This is a genomic window from Arhodomonas sp. SL1, assembly GCF_052060015.1.
In the GTDB taxonomy this organism is placed as follows: domain Bacteria; phylum Pseudomonadota; class Gammaproteobacteria; order Nitrococcales; family Nitrococcaceae; genus Arhodomonas.
In genome coordinates this window covers 75451-95222 of sequence record NZ_JBPODZ010000005.1, presented here as the reverse complement: position 1 = coordinate 95222, position 19772 = coordinate 75451, and the positions used below count along the sequence as shown (strand labels likewise).

Annotated in this window: 17 protein-coding genes; 12 read left to right on the top strand and 5 right to left on the bottom strand. The window is 67.9% G+C overall.

What is annotated here, in order from left to right:
- Positions 1-44 precede the first annotated feature (44 nt).
- The 8 genes from ACQ754_RS08940 (at position 45) to glmS (ending at position 8729) form a co-directional block, all read left to right on the top strand.
- Positions 45-515, top strand: coding sequence for a F0F1 ATP synthase subunit B (locus ACQ754_RS08940; protein ID WP_440996672.1), 471 nt, complete (start codon positions 45-47; stop codon positions 513-515).
- Positions 516-527: 12 nt separating this feature from the next.
- The gene (locus ACQ754_RS08935; protein ID WP_440996671.1) at positions 528-1064 is read left to right on the top strand and encodes a F0F1 ATP synthase subunit delta; all 537 of its coding nucleotides are present in this window, start codon (positions 528-530) and stop codon (positions 1062-1064) included.
- A gap of 15 nt (positions 1065-1079) precedes the next feature.
- Positions 1080-2621 carry a F0F1 ATP synthase subunit alpha gene (atpA, locus tag ACQ754_RS08930; protein ID WP_440996670.1) on the top strand — a complete coding sequence of 514 codons (1542 nt, stop codon included), beginning with the start codon at positions 1080-1082 and terminating at the stop codon, positions 2619-2621.
- A gap of 18 nt (positions 2622-2639) precedes the next feature.
- Positions 2640-3503 (top strand): F0F1 ATP synthase subunit gamma, encoded by an 864-nt coding sequence (gene atpG / locus ACQ754_RS08925; protein ID WP_440996669.1) that lies wholly within the window; start codon positions 2640-2642, stop codon positions 3501-3503.
- Positions 3504-3557: 54 nt separating this feature from the next.
- Positions 3558-4934: a F0F1 ATP synthase subunit beta gene (atpD, locus tag ACQ754_RS08920; protein WP_440996668.1), complete on the top strand. Its 1377-nt coding sequence runs from the start codon at positions 3558-3560 to the stop codon at positions 4932-4934.
- Between the two features lie 33 nt (positions 4935-4967).
- Positions 4968-5399 carry a F0F1 ATP synthase subunit epsilon gene (locus tag ACQ754_RS08915; RefSeq protein WP_440996667.1) on the top strand — a complete coding sequence of 144 codons (432 nt, stop codon included), beginning with the start codon at positions 4968-4970 and terminating at the stop codon, positions 5397-5399.
- A gap of 84 nt (positions 5400-5483) precedes the next feature.
- A complete protein-coding gene (gene glmU / locus ACQ754_RS08910; protein WP_440996666.1) occupies positions 5484-6851 on the top strand; it encodes a bifunctional UDP-N-acetylglucosamine diphosphorylase/glucosamine-1-phosphate N-acetyltransferase GlmU in 1368 nt (455 codons plus the stop codon).
- A gap of 45 nt (positions 6852-6896) precedes the next feature.
- Positions 6897-8729 (top strand): glutamine--fructose-6-phosphate transaminase (isomerizing), encoded by a 1833-nt coding sequence (glmS, locus tag ACQ754_RS08905; protein WP_440996665.1) that lies wholly within the window; start codon positions 6897-6899, stop codon positions 8727-8729.
- On the opposite strand, the gene bufA1 is transcribed toward glmS, so the two are convergent.
- Positions 8716-9006, bottom strand: a complete 291-nt coding sequence (gene bufA1 / locus ACQ754_RS08900; protein ID WP_440996664.1) for a BufA1 family periplasmic bufferin-type metallophore — start codon at positions 9004-9006, stop codon at positions 8716-8718. The two genes, glmS and bufA1, sit on opposite strands and share 14 nt — an antisense overlap.
- A 135-nt stretch (positions 9007-9141) precedes the next feature.
- On the opposite strand from bufA1, the gene ACQ754_RS08895 reads away from it, so the two are divergent.
- From ACQ754_RS08895 to uvrD, 4 genes are all read left to right on the top strand, one after another.
- Positions 9142-10806, top strand: a complete 1665-nt coding sequence (locus tag ACQ754_RS08895; RefSeq protein ID WP_440996663.1) for an ATP-binding protein — start codon at positions 9142-9144, stop codon at positions 10804-10806.
- Positions 10790-11452 carry a response regulator transcription factor gene (locus ACQ754_RS08890; protein WP_440996662.1) on the top strand — a complete coding sequence of 221 codons (663 nt, stop codon included), beginning with the start codon at positions 10790-10792 and terminating at the stop codon, positions 11450-11452. The genes ACQ754_RS08895 and ACQ754_RS08890 overlap by 17 nt, the downstream gene beginning before the upstream one ends.
- Before the next feature lie 81 nt (positions 11453-11533).
- Positions 11534-12475: a LysR substrate-binding domain-containing protein gene (locus ACQ754_RS08885; protein ID WP_440996661.1), complete on the top strand. Its 942-nt coding sequence runs from the start codon at positions 11534-11536 to the stop codon at positions 12473-12475.
- Between the two features lie 38 nt (positions 12476-12513).
- Complete coding sequence (gene uvrD / locus ACQ754_RS08880; protein WP_440996660.1) at positions 12514-14703, top strand: DNA helicase II; 2190 nt, start codon at positions 12514-12516, stop codon at positions 14701-14703.
- Positions 14704-14899: 196 nt separating this feature from the next.
- Here uvrD and ACQ754_RS08875 read toward each other — a convergent pair whose 3' ends face one another.
- Genes ACQ754_RS08875 through ACQ754_RS08860 form a run of 4 tightly spaced genes read right to left on the bottom strand, consistent with a single transcriptional unit; the run spans position 14900 to position 19628 of the window.
- On the bottom strand, positions 14900-15994 hold the full coding sequence (locus ACQ754_RS08875) for a BMP family ABC transporter substrate-binding protein (RefSeq protein WP_440996659.1): 1095 nt from the start codon (positions 15992-15994) through the stop codon (positions 14900-14902).
- A gap of 40 nt (positions 15995-16034) precedes the next feature.
- The gene (locus ACQ754_RS08870; RefSeq protein WP_440996658.1) at positions 16035-16970 is read right to left on the bottom strand and encodes an ABC transporter permease; all 936 of its coding nucleotides are present in this window, start codon (positions 16968-16970) and stop codon (positions 16035-16037) included.
- Positions 16967-18046: an ABC transporter permease gene (locus ACQ754_RS08865; RefSeq protein WP_440996657.1), complete on the bottom strand. Its 1080-nt coding sequence runs from the start codon at positions 18044-18046 to the stop codon at positions 16967-16969. The genes ACQ754_RS08870 and ACQ754_RS08865 overlap by 4 nt, the downstream gene beginning before the upstream one ends.
- A complete protein-coding gene (locus ACQ754_RS08860; protein ID WP_440996656.1) occupies positions 18036-19628 on the bottom strand; it encodes an ABC transporter ATP-binding protein in 1593 nt (530 codons plus the stop codon). Before ACQ754_RS08860 ends, ACQ754_RS08865 begins: the two co-directional genes overlap by 11 nt.
- Positions 19629-19772 lie beyond the last annotated feature (144 nt).

Genomic DNA, 19772 nt, shown 5'->3' with positions numbered 1-19772 from the left:
CGTTGTTCAAACGCCTAACGCAGCAGTAAACGGGAGTCTCAGCCGTGGGCATCAATGCAACCCTGATCGGACAGATGATCACGTTCCTCGTGTTCATCCTGTTTACGATGAAGTTCGTCTGGCCGCCCATCCGGAAGGCCATGGAAGACCGGGAGAAGCGGATTGCCGACGGGTTGGCTTCCGCCGAACGGGGGCAGCACGAGCTCGAGCTGGCCAAGAAGCGTGGTGCCGAGCAGGTCCGCGAGGCGAAGCAGCAGGCGGCGGAGATCATCGAGCAGGCGAATCGTCGCTCCGCGGAGATCGTTGACGAGGCCCGCGAAGAGGCCAAGCAGGCCGCTGCGCGGGAGCATAAGTCGGCGGAGGCCCGTATCGAGCAGGAGGTGGCCCACGCGCGCGCCGAGCTGCGCAAGCAGGTCTCCGATCTCGCGATCCTGGGCGCCTCGCGCATCCTCGAGCGTGAAGTCGATGCCAAGGCGCATAAGGCCATGCTCGATAAGCTGGCCAAGCAACTCTAAGGCGAGGGGATCATGACGGAGAGCACTACCGTCGCCCGGCCATACGCCAAGGGCATATTCGAGCTCGCCCGGGAGCAGGATGCGTTGGCGGCGTGGTCGGAGCAGCTCGACCTGCTCGCGGCGGTCGCCGGACATCCCGAGATGGCGCAGATCCTCGGCAGCCCGCGCCTTAGCGGGGCGGAGCAAGTGGACCTGTTGATCGGGATCTGCGGCGACCGACTCAGCGAGGAGGGGCGCAACCTGCTCCGCCTGCTGGCCGACAATCGGCGCATGCGGATGTTGCCGGAGATCGCCGCCGAGTATCGGCGCCTGCGGGCGGATGCCGAGCGCACCGTCGAGGCGCGGCTGATCGCCGCCCAAGAGGTCGAGGAGTCGGTTCGTGCCGGGCTCGAGGATGCCCTCGCCAAGCGACTCGATCGCACGGTGCACCTGGTCAGTGAGACCGACGAGTCGCTGATCGGCGGGGCCGTGATCCGGGCCGGCGATCTGGTCATAGACGGGTCCGTGCAGGGCAGGCTCAAGCGCCTCACCGGTGCGCTGGGCCGCTAAGGGGAAGATTCAACGATGCAACTTAATCCGAGCGAAATCAGCGACCTCATCAAGCAGCGTATCGAGAACTTCGAGGCCGTTGCCGAGGCGCGCAACGAGGGTACCGTGGTCAGTGTCACCGACGGTATCGTGCGCATTCACGGCCTCGCCGATGCCATGCAGGGCGAGATGCTGGAGTTCCCGAAGGACACCTTCGGCATGGCCCTCAACCTGGAGCGGGATTCGGTCGGCGCGGTCATACTCGGCGACTACTCGCATCTCTCCGAGGGCGATTCGGTGCGCGCCACCGGCCGGATCCTCGAGGTGCCGGTGGGGGGCAGCCTGCTCGGCCGGGTGGTCGATCCACTGGGCAGCCCCATCGACGGCAAGGGTCCCATCGAGGCCGAAGGCAGCGAGCCGGTGGAGAAGGTCGCGCCCGGTGTGATCACCCGCCAGGGCGTCGATCAGCCGGTGCAGACGGGCCTGAAGTCCATTGACTCCATGGTGCCCATCGGCCGGGGCCAGCGCGAGCTGATCATCGGTGACCGCCAGACCGGCAAGACCGCGATCGCCGTGGACACCATCATCAATCAAAAGGGCTCGGGGATTAAGTGCATCTATGTGGCGGTGGGGCAGAAGAACTCCTCCATCGCTAACGTTGTGCGGAAGCTCGAGGAGCACGACGCCATGGAGCACACCGTCGTGATCGCAGCGTCCGCCTCCGAGTCCGCGGCGCTGCAGTACATTGCGCCCTACGCCGGCTGTGCGATGGGCGAGTACTTCCGCGACCGCGGTGAGGACGCCCTGATCATCTATGACGACCTCACCAAGCAGGCGTGGGCGTACCGGCAGGTATCGCTGCTGCTGCGCCGGCCGCCGGGGCGCGAGGCCTATCCCGGCGATGTGTTCTACCTGCACTCCCGGCTGCTTGAGCGCGCGGCGCGCATCAATGAGGCCGAGGTCGAGCGCCGAACCAACGGTGAGGTGAAAGGCAAGACCGGTTCCCTGACCGCGCTGCCCATCATCGAGACCCAGGCCGGCGACGTTTCGGCCTTCGTGCCCACCAACGTCATTTCGATCACCGACGGCCAGATCTACCTGGAGTCGGATCTGTTCAACGCTGGCGTGCGTCCGGCGATCAACGCGGGTCTGTCGGTCTCCCGGGTCGGCGGTTCGGCGCAGACGAAGATCGTCAAGAAGCTCGGTGCCGGCATCCGACTGGCCCTCGCCCAGTACCGGGAGCTCGCGGCCTTTGCCCAGTTCGCTTCCGACCTCGACGAGGCGACGCGCAAGCAGCTCGAGCGCGGCCAGCGCGCCATGGAGTTGCTCAAGCAGCCCCAGTACATGCCGCTGTCGGTCGCCCACATGGCGCTGTCCTTGTACGCCCTTGAGGGCGGTCACCTCGACGACATCGAGATCGAGAAGATCGGCGACTTCGAGGCGGAGCTGCACAAGCACTTCGACTCCAACTATGCCGATCTACTGAAGAAGATCAACGAGACCGGCGATTACAACGACGAGATCGAAAGCGGGCTCAAGAAGGGCATTGAGGACTTCAAGGCCCACGGCACCTGGTAAACCGACGGCGGGGATCACATGTCCGGCGCTAAAGAGATCCGCACGAAGATCAAGAGCGTACAGAATACGCAGAAGATCACGACCGCCATGGAAATGGTGGCCGCTTCGAAGATGCGTAATGCGCAGCAGCGCATGCAGGCGACTCGCCCGTACGCGGAGAAGATCCGTCAGGTCATCCGGCATTTGGCCCATGCCAATCCGGAGTATACCCATCCGTTCCTCCAGGAACGGGAGGTAAAGCGGGTCGGCTACATCATCATCTCCAGCGACCGCGGACTCTGCGGCGGCCTGAACAACAACCTGTTCCGCTCCATCGTGCGCTCCATGAAGGAGAACAGTGACTCGGGGCGCGAGGTTTCGGTGGCCACCATCGGTTCCAAGGCCGTCCAGTTCTTCGGTCGCCTGGGGGCCAATGTGGTCGCGGAGACCTCACAGCTCGGTGATAGGCCGCACCTCGAGGACCTGTTGGGCACCATCAAGGTGATGCTCGACCGCTACGAGGCCGGCGAGATCGATGAGCTCTATCTCTGCTACAACGAGTTCGTCAATACGATGACGCAGCGGCCCACCCAGGAGCGGGTGCTGCCGTTGCCGGCCGAGGAGCTCGAGGAGGAGCGCCACCACCGCTGGGACTACATCTACGAGCCCAATGCGGTGGAGGCCTTGGACATGCTGCTCACCCGCTATGCGGAGTCGCTGATCTACCACGCCGTGGTTGAGAACATCGCTTGTGAGCAGGCGGCCCGAATGGTGGCGATGAAGGCCGCGTCGGATAACGCGGGTAACCTCATCGACGACCTCCAGCTCGCTTACAACAAGGCCCGTCAGGCTGCGATCACCAAGGAGCTCTCCGAGATCGTCTCCGGTGCGGAGGCGGTCTAGCGCCGACGGTGCCGCCGTGCGGAAGTGCAGGAATTCGCGAAGAGGAACTGGGATATGAGTTCAGGAAAGATCGTTCAGATCATCGGTGCCGTCGTGGAGGTAGAGTTCCCTCGCGACCAGGTTCCGAAGGTCTATGACGCCCTCTACGTGGCGGACTACGACCTCACGCTGGAGGTGCAGCAGCAGGTCGGCGACGGTGTGGTGCGTTGCATCGCCATGGGCAGCACCGACGGCGTCAAGCGCAACGTGGAGGTGTCCAACACCGGAGCGGCGATCTCCGTGCCCGTAGGCGAGAAGACGCTCGGTCGGATCATGGACGTCCTCGGCCGGCCCGTGGACGAGAGCGGCCATATCGGTGAGGAGGAACGCTGGCCGATCCACCGCAAGGCCCCGGCCTACGAGGACCAGGCCGCGAGCCAGGAGCTGCTGGAGACGGGTATCAAGGTCATCGACCTGCTCTGCCCCTTCGCGAAGGGTGGCAAGGTCGGCCTGTTCGGGGGCGCCGGCGTGGGCAAAACCGTCAATATGATGGAGCTCATCCGTAACATCGCCATCGAGCACTCCGGCTATTCGGTCTTTGCCGGCGTCGGCGAGCGCACCCGCGAGGGCAACGACTTCTACCACGAGATGAAGGAGTCGGACGTCCTCGACAAGGTGGCCCTGGTCTATGGCCAGATGAACGAGCCCCCGGGCAACCGGCTGCGCGTGGCGCTCACCGGGCTGACCATGGCGGAGTACTTCCGTGACGAGGGTCGGGACGTGCTGATGTTCATCGACAACATCTACCGTTATACCCTGGCCGGCCAGGAGGTCTCGGCACTGCTCGGCCGCATGCCCTCGGCGGTGGGCTACCAGCCAACGCTCGCCGAGGAGATGGGTGTGCTCCAGGAGCGCATCACCTCCACCCGCACCGGCTCCATCACCTCGGTGCAGGCGGTCTACGTGCCCGCCGACGACCTCACCGACCCGTCGCCGGCCACCACGTTCGCCCACTTGGACGCCACGGTGGTGCTCGCCCGCTCCATCGCGGAGCTCGGCATCTATCCGGCAGTGGATCCGCTGGACTCCACGTCCCGGCAGCTCGACCCATTGGTCATCGGCGAGGAGCACTACGACACCGCGCGCTCGGTGCAGACGGTGCTGCAGCGCTACAAGGAGCTCAAGGACATCATCGCGATCCTGGGTATGGACGAGCTCTCCGAGGACGATAAGCTCACCGTGGCCCGGGCGCGTAAGATCCAGCGCTTCCTCTCGCAGCCGTTCTTCGTCGCCGAGGTGTTCACCAACACCCCTGGCAAGTTCGTGTCCCTGAAGGACACCATCCGTGGCTTCCGCGCGATCGTGGATGGTGAGTGCGACGACCTGCCGGAGCAGGCCTTCTACATGGTCGGTACCATTGACGAGGCCCGCGAGAAGGCGCAGTCCCTGTAATCGCAGGCCGGCAACGAACAGGCAGGTGAGCATATGGCCATGACCATGCACGTGGACATCGCGAGCGCGGAGGAATCTATCTTCTCAGGGACGGCGACCTTCCTGCTCGCACGGGCCACGGACGGTGAGGTCGGTGTGTTGCCCAGGCATGCACCGATGCTCGTCCAGCTCCAGCCCGGTGAGGTCATGGTCCGTTCCCAGAACGGCGAGGAGTCGCTGTACTATGTCTCCGGGGGCCTTATGGAGGTCCAGCCCCACGTGATCACCGTGCTCGCGGACACGGCCGTTCGCGCCCGGGACATCGACGAGGCCGCCGCCAAGGAGGCCAAGCGCCGGGCCGAGGAGGCACTGTCGGAACGGACCGCCGAGATGGACTATGCCCGTGCCCAGGCGGAGCTCGCCGAGGCCGTGGCACAGCTGCGCGCGTTGGACAAGATCCGGCGGCAACGGGGCCGGAACGCCTGACGGCAGCGCCATGGAGAGGGGCATCGACGCGCGACGGTCCGCCCGGGCCGCCGCGCGTTTTCGATTGTGAGGGAGGCACGTGCGATGAACCAACCCCTTTCGGTTGTGGTGCTGGCCGCCGGCGCCGGGACCCGGATGCGCTCCCGAGTGCCGAAGGTGCTCCATCCAGTGGCTGGACGCCCGATGCTTGGACACGTGCTGGCGGTGGCCCGCGCCCTGGAGCCGGCCGCGATCCGGGTGGTGTACGGCCACGGCGGTGATCAGGTGATCCGGAGCCTGGATGGGGCGGACCTGCACTGGGTGGAGCAGGCGGAGCAGCTCGGAACCGGTGATGCGGTGGCGCGCGCGCTGCCCGCCGTCCCGGACGGGCACCAGGTGCTGGTCCTCTGCGGGGACACGCCGTTGATCCGCGCGCAGAGCCTCCAGGCGCTCCTCCGGGAGGCGGGCGACGGCGTCGGTCTCCTTACCGCCTTCCCGCCGGATCCCACCGGCTACGGCCGTATACTGCGCGACGCCGACGACCGGGTCCGCGGCATCGTTGAGGAAAAGGACGCCGACGACCGGCAGCGAGGCATCGGCGAGATCAACACCGGTGTCATGTGCTTCCCCGCTGGCCGGCTCCGTGGTTGGCTGCAATCCCTGTCCCCCGACAACGCCCAGGGCGAGTACTACCTCACCGACACCATCGCCATGGCGGTGGCCGATGGCGGCCCGGTGGCCGGTGTGGCCGCGGCTGATTCGGGGGAGATCCTGGGCATCAACAATCGCACCCAACTCGCCGCCGCGGAGCGCGCCTGGCAGCGCAGAGAGGCCGAGCGCCTGATGGCCGCCGGGGTTAGCCTCCTGGACCCGGCGCGGCTGGATGTGCGGGGAAGCCTGGATTGCGGCGAGGACTGTGTGATTGACGTGAACTGCCAGTTCCTCGGCGAGGTGCGGCTCGGCCGCGACGTCAGCGTCGGTCCCAACTGCTGGATCCGCGACACCGTGATCGGCGACGGGGCGGTCATCGCCTCCGGCTGCGTCCTCGAGGGGGCGGTGGTCGCCAGCGGGGCCACCGTCGGCCCGTTCGCGCGGTTGCGACCCGGCACCGTGCTGGCCCACGGTGCCCGGGTAGGGAATTTCGTCGAGACCAAGAACGCCCAGATCGGGGAGGGGGCGAAGGTCAACCACCTCTCCTACGTCGGCGACGCGGAGGTCGGCGCCGACGCCAACGTCGGCGCCGGGACCATTACCTGCAACTACGACGGCGCGGCCAAGCACCGCACGGTGATCGGCGCCGGTGCCTTCATCGGCTCCAACACGGCGCTGGTCGCGCCGGTCCGGGTGGGACGGGATGCGACCATTGGCGCGGGCTCGGTGATCCGCGAAGATGCGCCGGATGACGCGCTGACGCTCACGGGCATCCCCCAGCGGACCATCCCGGGGTGGCGGCGGCCGGGACACGACAAGTAACCCGCTCCAAGGTCCGCCGAGGCGGCAACGGCAGGGACAGGGCACATGTGTGGAATCGTAGGTGCAGTGGCTCAGAGGGATGTTGCGCCGATCCTCCTCGAGGGGCTGCGCAGGCTGGAATACCGGGGCTACGACTCCGCCGGCCTCGCGGTGGTCCCGGAGGCCGGGGGGCTGCTGCGACACCGCGTCGTGGGTAAGGTCGCCGGGCTCGCCGAGCGCCTGGCCGAAGAACCACTCGCCGGCCAGCTGGGCATCGCCCATACGCGCTGGGCCACCCATGGCCGTCCGACGGAGGCGAACGCCCATCCCCACTGGGCGGAAGAGCGTATTGCCCTGGTCCACAACGGCATCATCGAGAACCACGAGGCCATGCGCGACGGCCTCAGCCGCCAGGGTTACCGCTTCGCTTCCGAGACCGACACCGAGGTGGTGGTCAACGCGATTCACGCCCGCACCGACCGCGGTGATGACCTGCTCAAGGCCGTGCGCACCGCCGTCCGCGAGCTCGACGGGGCCTACGCCCTCGGCGTCATCGACGCGCGGGAGCCGGACCGCCTGGTCGCCGCGCGCAAGGGCAGCCCGCTGGTGATCGGGATCGGGATCGGCGAGCACTTCATCGCCTCCGACGTGGCGGCGCTACTGCCGGTGACCCGTCGCTTCATCTTCCTCGAGGAGGGGGATATCGCGCTGCTGACCCGTGACCGGGTGGTGATCTACGACCGGGATGGCGAGCCGGTCGAGCGGGCGGTCAAGACCTCCGAGCTATCCGCGGACGCCGTGGAACGTGGCGCCTACCGGCACTTTATGGCCAAGGAGATCCATGAGCAGCCCCAGGCCGTGGCGGACACCTTGGAGGGGCGGCTCACCACCGACCGCCTGTTGGTGGAATCCTTGGGACCCGGCGCGGCCGAGGTGCTGGCCGCCACCCAACGGGTGCAGATCGTCGCCTGCGGGACCAGTTACCACGCGGGGCTGGTGGCCCGTTACTGGTTCGAGGGCCTCGCCGGCGTCCCCTGTGATGTGGAGGTGGCCAGTGAGTTCCGCTACCGCCGCCACGTGGTGGCCCCGGGGACGCTGTTCATCACCATCTCCCAATCCGGGGAAACCGCCGACACCCTGGCGGCGCTGCGCGAGGCACGTAACCTGGGCTACGCTGGGGCGCTGGCCATCTGTAACGTCCCCGAGAGCTCACTGGTGCGTGAGTCCGACCTGGTGCTGATGACCCGCGCGGGCCCGGAGATCGGGGTCGCCTCCACCAAGGCGTTCACCACCCAGCTCTCCGCGCTGTTGCTGGCGGTGGTGGCGCTCGGGCGTCACCATGGCCTGAACGCCGCGATGGAGGCGAACATCGTCGCTGCCCTGCGCCGCCTGCCCGGCCAGCTGGAGGCCATGCTCGCCTTGGAGCCGGAGGTCCGGCGGGTGGCCGAAGGGTTTGTCGACAAGCGCCACAGCCTGTTCCTGGGGCGCGGCGAGCACTATCCCATCGCCCTGGAAGGGGCGCTGAAACTCAAGGAAATCTCCTACATCCACGCCGAGGCCTACCCCGCCGGGGAGCTCAAGCACGGGCCCCTGGCCCTGGTGGACGCGGAGATGCCGGTGGTCGCCGTCGCACCGCGGGATCACGTGGTGGAGAAACTCAAGTCCAACCTGCAGGAGGTACGTGCCCGCGGCGGGCGGCTGATCGTCTTTGCCGACGCGGCCACCGCACCGGCCGCCGACGAGGACTGCGATGTCATTACCGTGCCGGCCGGCGACGAGGTGACCGCGCCCATACTCTATACCGTGCCGCTGCAGTTGCTCGCCTACCACGTGGCCGTACTCAAGGGTACCGACGTGGACAAGCCGCGGAACCTGGCCAAATCCGTTACCGTGGAGTAGCCGGGTCCACGCGATCTTCGGCCTCCGGTGGTTGCGGGTGGCCACCAACGATCTGCTCGCAGGTGCCCCGGGGTACCACGACGAAGGCATGTCGTGCGCCGCCCTCGGAGACCGTGCCGGCGCAGTCGTTCTGTAGCGTGGCGCAATCGTTCATGCCGGCGCGGGCAATCCCGTAGCACTTCTCCTTGGGCCCCTCCATGGCGGTCGCCGCGCCGACGGTGGCGCCGGCGGCGCCGAGCAGGATCCCGTAGAGCAGCGCGGTTCGGTTGGCGGGCATGGCTCCTCCCCGAGTGGACAGCGTCATTGTGATCCAGGCTACGCGATGAGGCCGGTGCCGCCATTCGCGCCACTACATAGGCCATTGTGGGGACTACGTATTGGTGGGCGAGGGGCCGCTGGCTAGACTGCGGTCATGATGATCCATCGCATGCCGCTCATGGGTACCGCCGGAGTCCCTGTCGCTCCGGGCCTTCAGATCGCGGGGGTGATCGCCCTGGCGGCGGTTTGCTATTGGCTGGCTGCCCAGGTGGGGATGTTGTTCCTGCTGGAGCGCGCGAACGTCAGCCTGCTCTGGCCGGGGGCCGGGCTCGCCCTGGCGCTGACCTGCCGGCTCGGCGTGCCCGCGGCGGCCGGCGCCGCTATGGGGGCGTTCCTGACCCATATCGGCCAGGGGCACACCGCGTTGGTCGGTCTCTCCGTCGCCCTGGGCGTGTTCGCCGCGGCCTGGCTGGGCGCCATGCTGCTGGCCCGTGCCCGCGTGCGCTTCCAGCTGGACCGCCCCGGTGATGTACTCCGTTTCCTGCTCGTGGGGGCCCTGCCTGCCAGCGTCGCGAGCTCGCTGGTGGGCTCGGGGGTACTGTGGCTTGCCGGTATGACCCAGTGGCAGGGCTTCGCCTCCCTCTGGTGGATCTGCTGGGTGGCGGATTTCATGGGCATCCTCCTGCTCGCACCGGCGCTGCTGGTGGCGCCCCCTCGTCCCGCGACGGGTCGTCTCATGGCGGAGGCGACGGTACTGGTGGCGGCTACCGTGGTGGCGGGAGGGATCATTTACGGCGATCTCCTTCCCCCCGACGCCATGCTCGGGCGGCCGCTGTCCTACGCCATCTTCCCCTTGGTGATCTGGGCGGCCATGCGCTTTGGCCCGGCGCTGACCGCCTGGCTGCTGCTGATCCACGCTGGCGTCGCCGTGGGCTTCACCGCCGCGGAGAGCGGGCCCTTCGCCGACGGCGGCCTGCGCTACGAGCTGCTCTCCCTGCACGCCCACCTGGCCATGGTCAGCCTTACGGGACTGCTCCTGGCGGCCACCATTGCTGGGCGCCGCCTTGCGGAGGAGCAGGCACGGGAGTATCTGCACGAGCTCTCCCACGCCGGGCGCGTCAGTGCCATGGGGGAGATGGCCGGCGGGCTCGCCCATGAGCTCAACCAGCCCCTCTGCGCCATTGCCACCTATGCCCAGGCGGCGCGGCACCTCCTTGACGCCGACGCCGATCCGACCCTGGTCCGGGCGCTGGAGCGACTGGACGATAATTCCCGCCGTGCCGGCGGCATCATCCGTCAGATGCGGGGCTTCGTCAGTGGCGAGCCGCCGCGGACCGAGGCGGTGGACGTCAATATCCTGGTCCGGGACGGCCTGGAGCTCACCGCGGCCACGCTGCGTCAGGCCGGGGTACGGGTGGAGTTGGACCTGGACCCGGAGGAGCCCGCCGTACGCGTCGCACCGGTGCAGATCCACCAGGTGCTCGTCAATCTCGTGCGCAACGCGGTGGAGGCGCTCCGCGAGACCCCCCGGGAGCGACGGCGCCTGGAGATCCGCACCCGCCGCGACGGCGGGGAGCGCGTGGTGGTCAGCGTTGCGGATACGGGGCCGGGTGTGCCGGAGGGCGTGCGGGAAAGCCTGTTTGAGCCCTTCGTCACCGGGCGTGGGGGCGGCATGGGCCTGGGGCTTTCCATCAGTCGCTCAATTATCGAGCACCATGAGGGCCACCTGAGCGTGACCGAGCGTCCCGGTGGCGGGGCGCTGTTCCGTTTCGATCTGCCGAGAGCCGACGGGAGGCCGAGCGATGCCGAGCAAGGATGATATCCAGCCCACGGTGTTCGTGGTGGACGATGACCCGGATGTGCGCGATTCCCTGGCCCTGCTGCTGAGCGCGGTGGGCCGTCCGGTGGAAACCTGGGCCAGCGCCGACGAATTCCTCGCCGAGTGCGACCCCGAGCGCCCCGGCTGCCTGATACTGGACGTGCGCCTTCCGGGCATGAACGGGCTCACCGCCCACGGCGAGCTCGCCCGACGTGGCTTCCACCTGCCGGTGATCTTCATCTCCGGGCACGGCGACATCCCCATGGCCGTGCGGGCGGTACGTAACGGCGCCCTGGACTTCCTCGAGAAGCCCTTCAGTGAGCAGTCGGTGCTGGACTGCGTGGATCGGGCCCTGGCCATCGACGCGGAACGCCGTAGCGAGCTGGCCCGTACCCGCGAGCTCGATGATCGCCTGCGCCTGCTGACGCCCCGCGAGCGCGAGGTGATGGACAAGCTCGTCGAGGGAAAGGTGAACAAGATCGTCGCCCGGGAGCTCAACTGCTCCACCCGTACCGTGGAGATTCACCGCGCCCGGGTGTTGCACAAGATGGAGGTGGACAACGTCTCGCAGCTGGTGCGCAGTGTCCTTGCCCATCCGGATTTCCGGGAGCGGGTGGCCTCGGAGGAGGCGCTGGAGGGCCACTGACCCGCTACTAGGCACCATGGCCTTGGGGGGCTAGAATAATCCCTATCAATTGGTTCATAGACTTTGATTGATAGGGTCGAGATGGTTCACATCAATTTCCGGGATCTCCGCTACCTGGTCGCCGTGGCCGACCACCGGCATTTCGGCAGGGCGGCAGCGGCCTGTTATGTCAGTCAGCCGACGCTGAGCACCCAGATCAAGAAGCTGGAGCAGTATCTCGGGGTGCAACTCGTCGAGCGCACCAATAAGCAGGTCATGCTGACCCCGACGGGGAAGATGATCGCCGAGCGGGCGCGGCATGTCCTCAATGAGGTCTCGGATATCGTGGATACCGCGCGGGCCGCTGGTGATCCCATGGTGGGGGACCTCCGGCTCGGCCTTATTCCCACCATCGGTCCCTATCTGCTGCCCCATCTCATCCCGCCGCTGCGCGAGGCCTACCCGCGGCTGCGCCCGCTGCTCTACGAGCAGCAGACCGCGGAGTTGCTGGAGCGCCTGCGGCGTGGCGAGCTGGATGCCGCGGTGATGGCCGTACCGGTGCCCGGGGAGGGGCTGCTGCAGGCGAGCCTCTTCCATGAACCCTTCTACCTGGCGGTACCGGAGGATCACCCCCTGGCGGAGAAGGAGCGCCTGGAGTTACGGGATATCGAGTCCGAGCACATCCTGCTCCTCGAGGAGGGGCACTGCCTGCGCGACCAGGCACTGGATGTCTGCAACATGGTCGGTGCCAGTGAGGATACGGGTTTCCGCGCCACCAGCATGGAGACCCTGCGGCAGATGGTGGCGGCCGGTGCCGGCATAACCCTGCTGCCGGCCCTGGCGGCGAAGGCGGCCTCCGGTCTCCCGGAGGGTAGTGCCGTGGTGCTGCGCCGCTTCGACGACGTGCGCCCGAGCCGGGAGATGGCGTTGTACTGGCGCAAGGGCTCGGCACGGGAGCCCACCGTCCGGGCCATCGCGGAGATCATCCGTGGCCTCGACGCCGTGCGGGCCCTCGCCGGCGAGGGCGTGGAGGCCGTGGCCTAGGGCCGGTGCCATCCCCGCGTTTGCTACAATCCCAGCGCATGGAAGCCCTAGACGACGTCTCGGATCTCATCGATCCCCTCAACGACGCCCAGCGCGAGGCGGTGGGCGTGCCGCTCGGTCATGCCCTGGTGCTGGCCGGGGCGGGCAGCGGCAAGACCCGCGTGCTCACCCATCGGGCCGCCTGGTTGGTGCGGGTACATGGCGCCTCGCCCTGGTCGGTCCTGGCGGTGACCTTCACCAACAAGGCCGCCGGTGAGATGCGTGGCCGCATTGAGGGCCTGCTGGGCATCAGCGGCGGCGGCATGTGGGTGGGTACCTTCCACGGCATCGCCCACCGACTGCTGAGGTTGCACGCCGACGAGGCCGGCCTGCCCCGGGGCTTTCAGATCCTCGACAGCGAGGACCAGCGCCGCCTGGTCCGGCGGGTGATGCGCGAGCTCGGCGTGGACGACAAGCGCTACCCGGTGCGTCAGGTCCAGGGCTTCATCAATGCACGCAAGGACCAGGGCGTGCGCCCCGCCAGTCTTGACACCGAGGATGCCTACGTCGCCGAAATGGGCCAGGTCTACGAGGCCTACGAGCAGGCCTGCCGCAGCGCCGGCGTGGTGGATTTCGCGGAGTTGCTGCTGCGCTGCTGCGAGCTGCTGCGTGGTAACGCGGAGCTCCTCGGCCACTATCGGCGGCGCTTCCGTCACGTGCTCATCGATGAGTTCCAGGACACCAACGGCATCCAATACGACTGGTTGCGGCTGATCGCCGGCGACGACGCCGACGTCTTCGTGGTCGGCGATGACGATCAGTCCATCTATGGCTGGCGCGGTGCCCGGGTGGAGAACCTGCAGCGTCTCCAGCGTGACTATCCGGACACGCGGGTGCTGCGCCTGGAGCAGAATTACCGCTCCACCGGCACCATCCTGGATGCCGCCAATCACCTCATCATCCACAACCATGACCGCCTGGGCAAGTCCCTGTGGACCGAGGGGGCCCGCGGCGAGCCGATCCGGGTGTACGCGGCGTTCAACGAACAGGATGAGGCCCGCTTCGTGGTCGAGCGTATCCGCGCCATGACCGAATCGGAGGGTTATGCCCGCGGCGATTTCGCCATCCTCTATCGCTCCAACGCCCAGTCCCGGAGCTTCGAGGAGGCGCTCATCGGCCACCGCATCCCCTATCGGGTCTACGGCGGGCTGCGATTCTTCGAGCGCGCCGAGATCAAGGACGCCCTTGCCTATCTGCGCCTGGTGGACAACCGCCATGACGACGCCTCGCTCGAGCGGGTGATCAACACCCCGGCCCGGGGGATCGGGGCGCGGACGGTCGAGGCACTGCGAACAGCGGCCCGGGAGCAGGGGCGCAGCCTATGGGATGCCGCCCGTGCGCTGGTTTCCGCCGGCGGCCTTGGCGGGCGTGCTGCCCGCGCCGTGGCCGGCTTCCTGGAGCTGGTGGAGGGCCTGGCGGCGCAGCTCGACGGCTTGGTGCTGCCCGAGCAGGTGGAGGCGGTGCTTACGGCGAGCGGCCTGCGGGGCGCCTTGCAGCGTGAGGGTTCAGAGCGCGCCCAGGACCGTATCGAGAACCTGGACGAGCTCATCAGCGCGGCGCGGACCTTCGAGCAGGAGGGCGAGATCCCGGAGGATATGGACCCTATCACCGCCTTTCTCGCCCATGCCGCGCTCGAGGCCGGCGAGGGGCAGGGCGGGGACTGGGACGACTGCGTGCAGCTGATGACCCTGCACTCCGCCAAGGGACTGGAGTTTCGGGTGGTGTTCCTGGCCGGTATGGAGGAGGGGCTGTTCCCCCATCGTATGTCCCTGGACGAGCCGGGCCGGCTCGAGGAGGAGAGGCGGCTGGCCTACGTGGGCATTACCCGCGCCCAGGAGCGGCTGTTGCTCAGCCACGCGGAGCGGCGGCGGCTGCACGGTCGCGATGAATACACCGTCCCCTCTCGGTTCGTCGACGAGCTGCCGCCGGAGCTCGTCGAGGAGATCCGTGCCCGCTTTGCAGTGAGTGGTCCCGGTGTCCGCGCGGCGGTATCTGGACCTGCGGTGGAACCCGAAGCGGAGGCCAGTGTGCCCTTCCAGCTAGGCCAGCGGGTCCAGCACCGGAAGTTCGGCGAGGGTACCGTGCTCACCCTGGAAGGGAACGGCGCCGGCGCCCGCATCCAGGTCCACTTCGACGCCGCGGGTACCAAGTGGCTGGTCGCGGCCTACGCCAACTTGGAGGCCTGTTAGCGCGGCGGCGACCCGCCACCGCGCGGGTGTACTCGCTCGCCCGCGGGGCCCGCGAACCCTTCGCCTGCGGGGCAGGCTCCTACAGGGCCGTAGGGGCGAGCCCCGCTCGCGAATCGCGGCCGATCGCCCGCTGGCAGGGCCAGCCCCTACACCTCAATGTAGGAGCGAGCCCCGCTCGCGAACGATTGCCCGCCGTTTAGTCCTCCGGCAGGTCGGAGGCGACGCCCTCCACGTAGTAGTCCATGTTGAGCAGGGCCTCGTCGGACAGGGTCTCGCCCTCGGCGACCTTCTCCGTGCCGTCCTTGGCGATCACGGGCCCGGCGAAGGGATGGAGCTCGCCGTCGATCATGGCCTGCCGGGCCGCCATCACCTCCTCGCGCACGGCCTCCGGGACCTCGGCGCTGAAATCACCGATGTCCACCATGCCGGAGGCGATGCCGCCCCAGACATTGCGGGAGGTCCACTCGCCGTTGAGCACTTCCTCGGCGCGCTGGGTGTAGAAGTCGCCCCAGTGGTGGGCCACGGAAGTCAGGTGATACTCGTCGCCGTAGGCGGCCATGTCGGAATGGTAGGCGATGGCGTAATTCTCCCGCTCGGCGGCCGCCTGGACCACCGCGTGGGAGTCGGTGTGGTGGGTCACCACGTCCGCGCCCTGGTCCATCAGCGTCTCCGCGGCCTGGCGGGCCTTGGAGGGATCGTACCAGGCGTTAATCCAGATCACCCGTACGGTGGCGTCCGGATTGCTGGCGCGCGCCCCGCGGGTGAAGGCGTTGATCGCCCGGATCACCTCCGGGATGGGGAAGGCGGCGACGAAGCCGAGCCGGTCGGATTCCGTCATGGCGCCGGCGACCATCCCGGCAAGGTAGCGGCCCTCATAGAGCCGGGGCATGTAGGTGCCCACGTTCTCGGCGCGCTTGTAGCCGGTGGCGTGCTCGAAGACCGTGTCCGGGAAGCGTTGGGCCACCTTGACGGTGGGGTTCATGTAGCCGAAGGAGGTGGTGAAGATCAGGTCCGCCCCGCCACTGGCGAGCTGCTGGATGACCCGCTCGGCGTCCGCGCCCTCGGGGACGTTCTCCACGTATTGCGTTTCCACGCGGTCGCCGAGGTTTTCCTCCAGGGCCTTGCGCCCCTGGTCGTGCTGGTAGGTCCAGCCCGCGTCGCCGATCGGGCTGACGTAGACGAAGCCCACCTTGATGCCGTCGTCCTGGGCGCTGACCGCCGCGGAGAACGTGGCCGCCGCAAGGCCGGCGGTGAGGGTGGTCAACGCGCGTTTCATCTTCCGGTGCAGCATGGTTTTCCTCCTGATGGGGGTTCGGCCGCGGCGGTCGCCGTCAGCCGGTGGCGAAGAACGGTTTCGTTAGTGATGCCGGCCGGTTCAGCCGGAGCTTGGTCTGATCCCGGGAGAGGATCACCAGGACCACGATGGTGGCCAGATACGGGAGGCTCGACAGCGCCTGGGAGGGGATCGGGATGCCCATGCCCTGGAGCTCGAAGCCGAGCCGAGTGATGCCGCCGAAGAGATAGGCCCCCAGCAGCACCCGCCCCGGGCGCCAGGAGGCGAAGACCACCAGCGCCACCGCGATCCAGCCGCGCCCTGCCACCAGCCCCTCCACCCACAGGTGGGGTTCCACCAAAGACATGTAGGCCCCGCCGAGGCCGGCGAGGCTGCCGCCGGTGAGCACCGCCAGGTAGCGGATGGCAACCACCCGATAGCCCATGGCATGGGCCGATTCGGGGGACTCGCCCACCGCGCGCATCACCAGACCGGCGCGGGTGTGGTAGGTGAAGTAGATCACCGCGATGCCGATGGCGACGCTGACGTAGACCATCGGGTCCTGGCGGAAGAGGATGGGTCCAAGCACCGGCAGCTCCGAGAGCAGGGGGAGGTCCACCTTGGTGAGGGCGGATATGCCCGCGCCCTCGTACGGCCGGCCCATGAAGGCCGACAGCCCCACCCCGAAGATGGTCAGCGCCAGCCCCGACGCCACCTGGTTCGCCCGGAAGGTCTGGGTAAGCACGGCGAAGAGGAAGGCCATCGCGGCGCCCGCGACTATTGACACCACGAAGCCGAGGAAGCGGCTATCCAGCTCCACGAAGGCAATGAAACCGCTCACCGCGCCCACCAGCATCATCCCCTCGGTGCCGAGGTTGAGTACCCCGGTCTTCTCCGAGATGTACTCGCCGAGCCCCGCGAGCACCAGCGGCGTACCCATGACCAGGGTGGCCGCCAGCCAGGTGACTACGTTGAACCCCGCGATCTCGATCATGACACCCCCTCGCGGCCGCGGCCGGCGACACGCAGGCGGAAGTTGACGAAGAAATCCACCGCCAGGATGAAGAACAGCAGCATCCCCTGGAAGACGCCGGTCACCGAGTCCGGGACCTGCAGCGCGATCTGCGCGGTCTCGCCGCCCAGGTAGATCAGTGCCATGAGCAGCCCGGCAAAGAGGATGCCGACCGGGTGCAACCGCCCCAGGTAGGCGACGATGATGGCGGCAAAGCCATACTCCGGTGAGATGTCCGGCAACAGCTGGCCGATGGGCCCGGCCACCTCGTTGACCCCGGCGAGCCCCGCGGCGCCACCGCCGATCAGCAGGCTCAGCCAGGTCATTCGGTTGGCATTGATGCCGGCATAGTGGGCGGCGGCCGGGGCGAGCCCCGCGGTACGGATCTGGAAGCCGAGATACAGCCGGGCGAGTAGGAAATACAGCGCGATCAGGGCGGCGATGGCGATGAGGAAGGAGAAGTTCATACGGATGCCGAGGATCAGCGGTGACCAGGTGGCGGCCTCGTGGAACATGCGCGACTCCGGGAAGCCGAAGCCCTCGGGATTGCGCAGCGGACCGTTGACCAGGTAGACGAGCAGCAGCTCGGCGACGTAGACCAGCATCAGGCTGACCAGGATCTCGTTGGTGTTGAACCGCGTCCGCAGCAGCGCCGGTACCGCCGCCCAGGCCATGCCCCCGGCGGTGCCGGCGACGAGCATCAGCGGCAGCAGCCACCAGGCGTCGACGCCGTGGAAGGCTAGCGCCACCACGCCGGCACAAATGCCGCCCAGGATGAGTTGGCCCTCGGCGCCGATGTTCCAGACCCCGGCACGGAAGCCCACGGTCAGCCCGGCGGCGATGAGGATCAGCGGCGCCGCCTTGATGGTGAGCTCGCCGAGGCCGTAGAGGGTGCTCAGTGGCTGGATGAAGAATACGTAGAAGGCGTTGAGGGGGGCCTTGCCCAGGGCGGCGAAGACGATGAGCCCGAAGACCAGGGTCAGTGCGCCGGCGATCAGCGGCGCAGCATAGAGCATCGCCCGGGAGGGTTCGGGGCGCTTCTCGAAGCTAACCGGCATGGTCGCGTCGCGCCTCCGTCGGTTCCGCTGTGGGTTTGGCGTCGGCCTCCGGAAACAGGCCGCCCATCCAACGGCCGATCTCTTCGTAGGAGGTCTCGGCGACCGGTCGCGCCGGCGACAATCGGCCGTGGAAGATCACCGCGATACGGTCGCTGATCTCAAAGAGCTCGTCGAGGTCCTCGGAGAACACCAGGATCCCGCAGCCCTCGCGGCGCAGGTCCACTAGCGCCTGGTGGATGGCCGCGGCGGCGCCTACGTCCACCCCCCAGGTGGGCTGTCCGGCGATGAGCACCCGGGGGCGGTGGAGGATTTCCCGGCCGACGATGAACTTCTGCAGATTGCCGCCGGAGAGGCTGCGGGCCTGTGAGCCCACGTTCGGCGTGCGTACGTCGAAGCGCTCGCGTACCTGCTCCGCGAAGGCCCGGGCCTTGTGATAGCGGATGAAGCCGCGTCGCACCATCCCCTGGTAGGCGCCGGTGAGGAGGCTGTTCTCCACCAGGCTCATCTCCGGCACCGAGCCACGGCCGAGGCGTTCCTCGGGGACGAAGGCGAGGCCACGCCGGCGCCGGGCCGCGGGCCGTAGTCGTCCCACGGAGCTGTCCTCGATGCGGATCTCTCCCGGAGTATCGGCAAGATCCTCCCCCGAGAGCAGGCGCATGAGCTCAGCCTGGCCATTACCGGAGACCCCTGCGATCCCCACCACCTCCCCGCCATGGACCGCCAGGCTCATGTCCTCCAGGCTCACGCCGAAGGGGTCGTCAGTGCGGCGGGTGAGCTTCTCCAGGGTCAACACCGGTTTCTCGGTGGTCTCCGCCGGTGGTCGCTCCGCGCGCGGGATCTCGCTGCCGATCATCATCTCCGCCAGCGACCGCGGCGTCTCTTCGCGTGGGTCGCAGTGGGCGGAGACACGTCCATGGCGGAGGACGGTGGCCGTGTCGCAGAGCCCCCGGATCTCGGCGAGCTTGTGGCTGATGTAGAGGATACTGATGCCCTCGTCACGGAGCTGGCGCAGGGTGGCGAACAGCCGCTCCACTTCCGCTGGTGTGAGCACCGAGGTGGGCTCGTCCATGATCAGCAGGCCGGGGTGCTGGAGCAGGCAGCGGACGATTTCCACGCGCTGGCGCTCGCCCACGGAGAGCTTGAGCACCGTCCGCCGTGGGTCCAGGGGTAGCCCGTAGAGCTCCGAGACCTCTACGATCCGTTCATCCAGGGCCTTGGGGTCGCGTACGTCGTCCAGTCCCAGGGCGATGTTTTCGGCGATGGTCAGGGTCTCGAACAGCGAGAAGTGCTGAAAGACCATGCCGATGCCCAGGTGTCGGGCCTGGGCCGGGGTCTTGATCGTGACCGGATCCCCCTCCCAGTGGATCGTCCCCTCGTCGGGTTCGTGGACGCCGTAGATGCACTTCACCAGGGTGGACTTGCCCGCCCCGTTCTCGCCGAGCAGGGCATGGATCTCGCCGGGCAGAATGCGCAGGCTCACGTTCTCGTTGGCCACCACACCGGGGAAGCGCTTGGTCACGCCGGTGAGCTCGAGGCGGGGGATCGGTGGTGGATCCCCGGCGTCACTGGCCCTTTCTCGCATGCTCGGCCTCTCCCCCTTCGAGGTGCTGCTGGTACTGGCCCCGTCCTAGCCCCGTCACGGTGCATGCTGCCCGCCGCCGGTGCGGCCCGACCGATAGTGTGCCGGTTTTTTCGGGGCCTGTTGACATGTCCCGGTATACCCCGG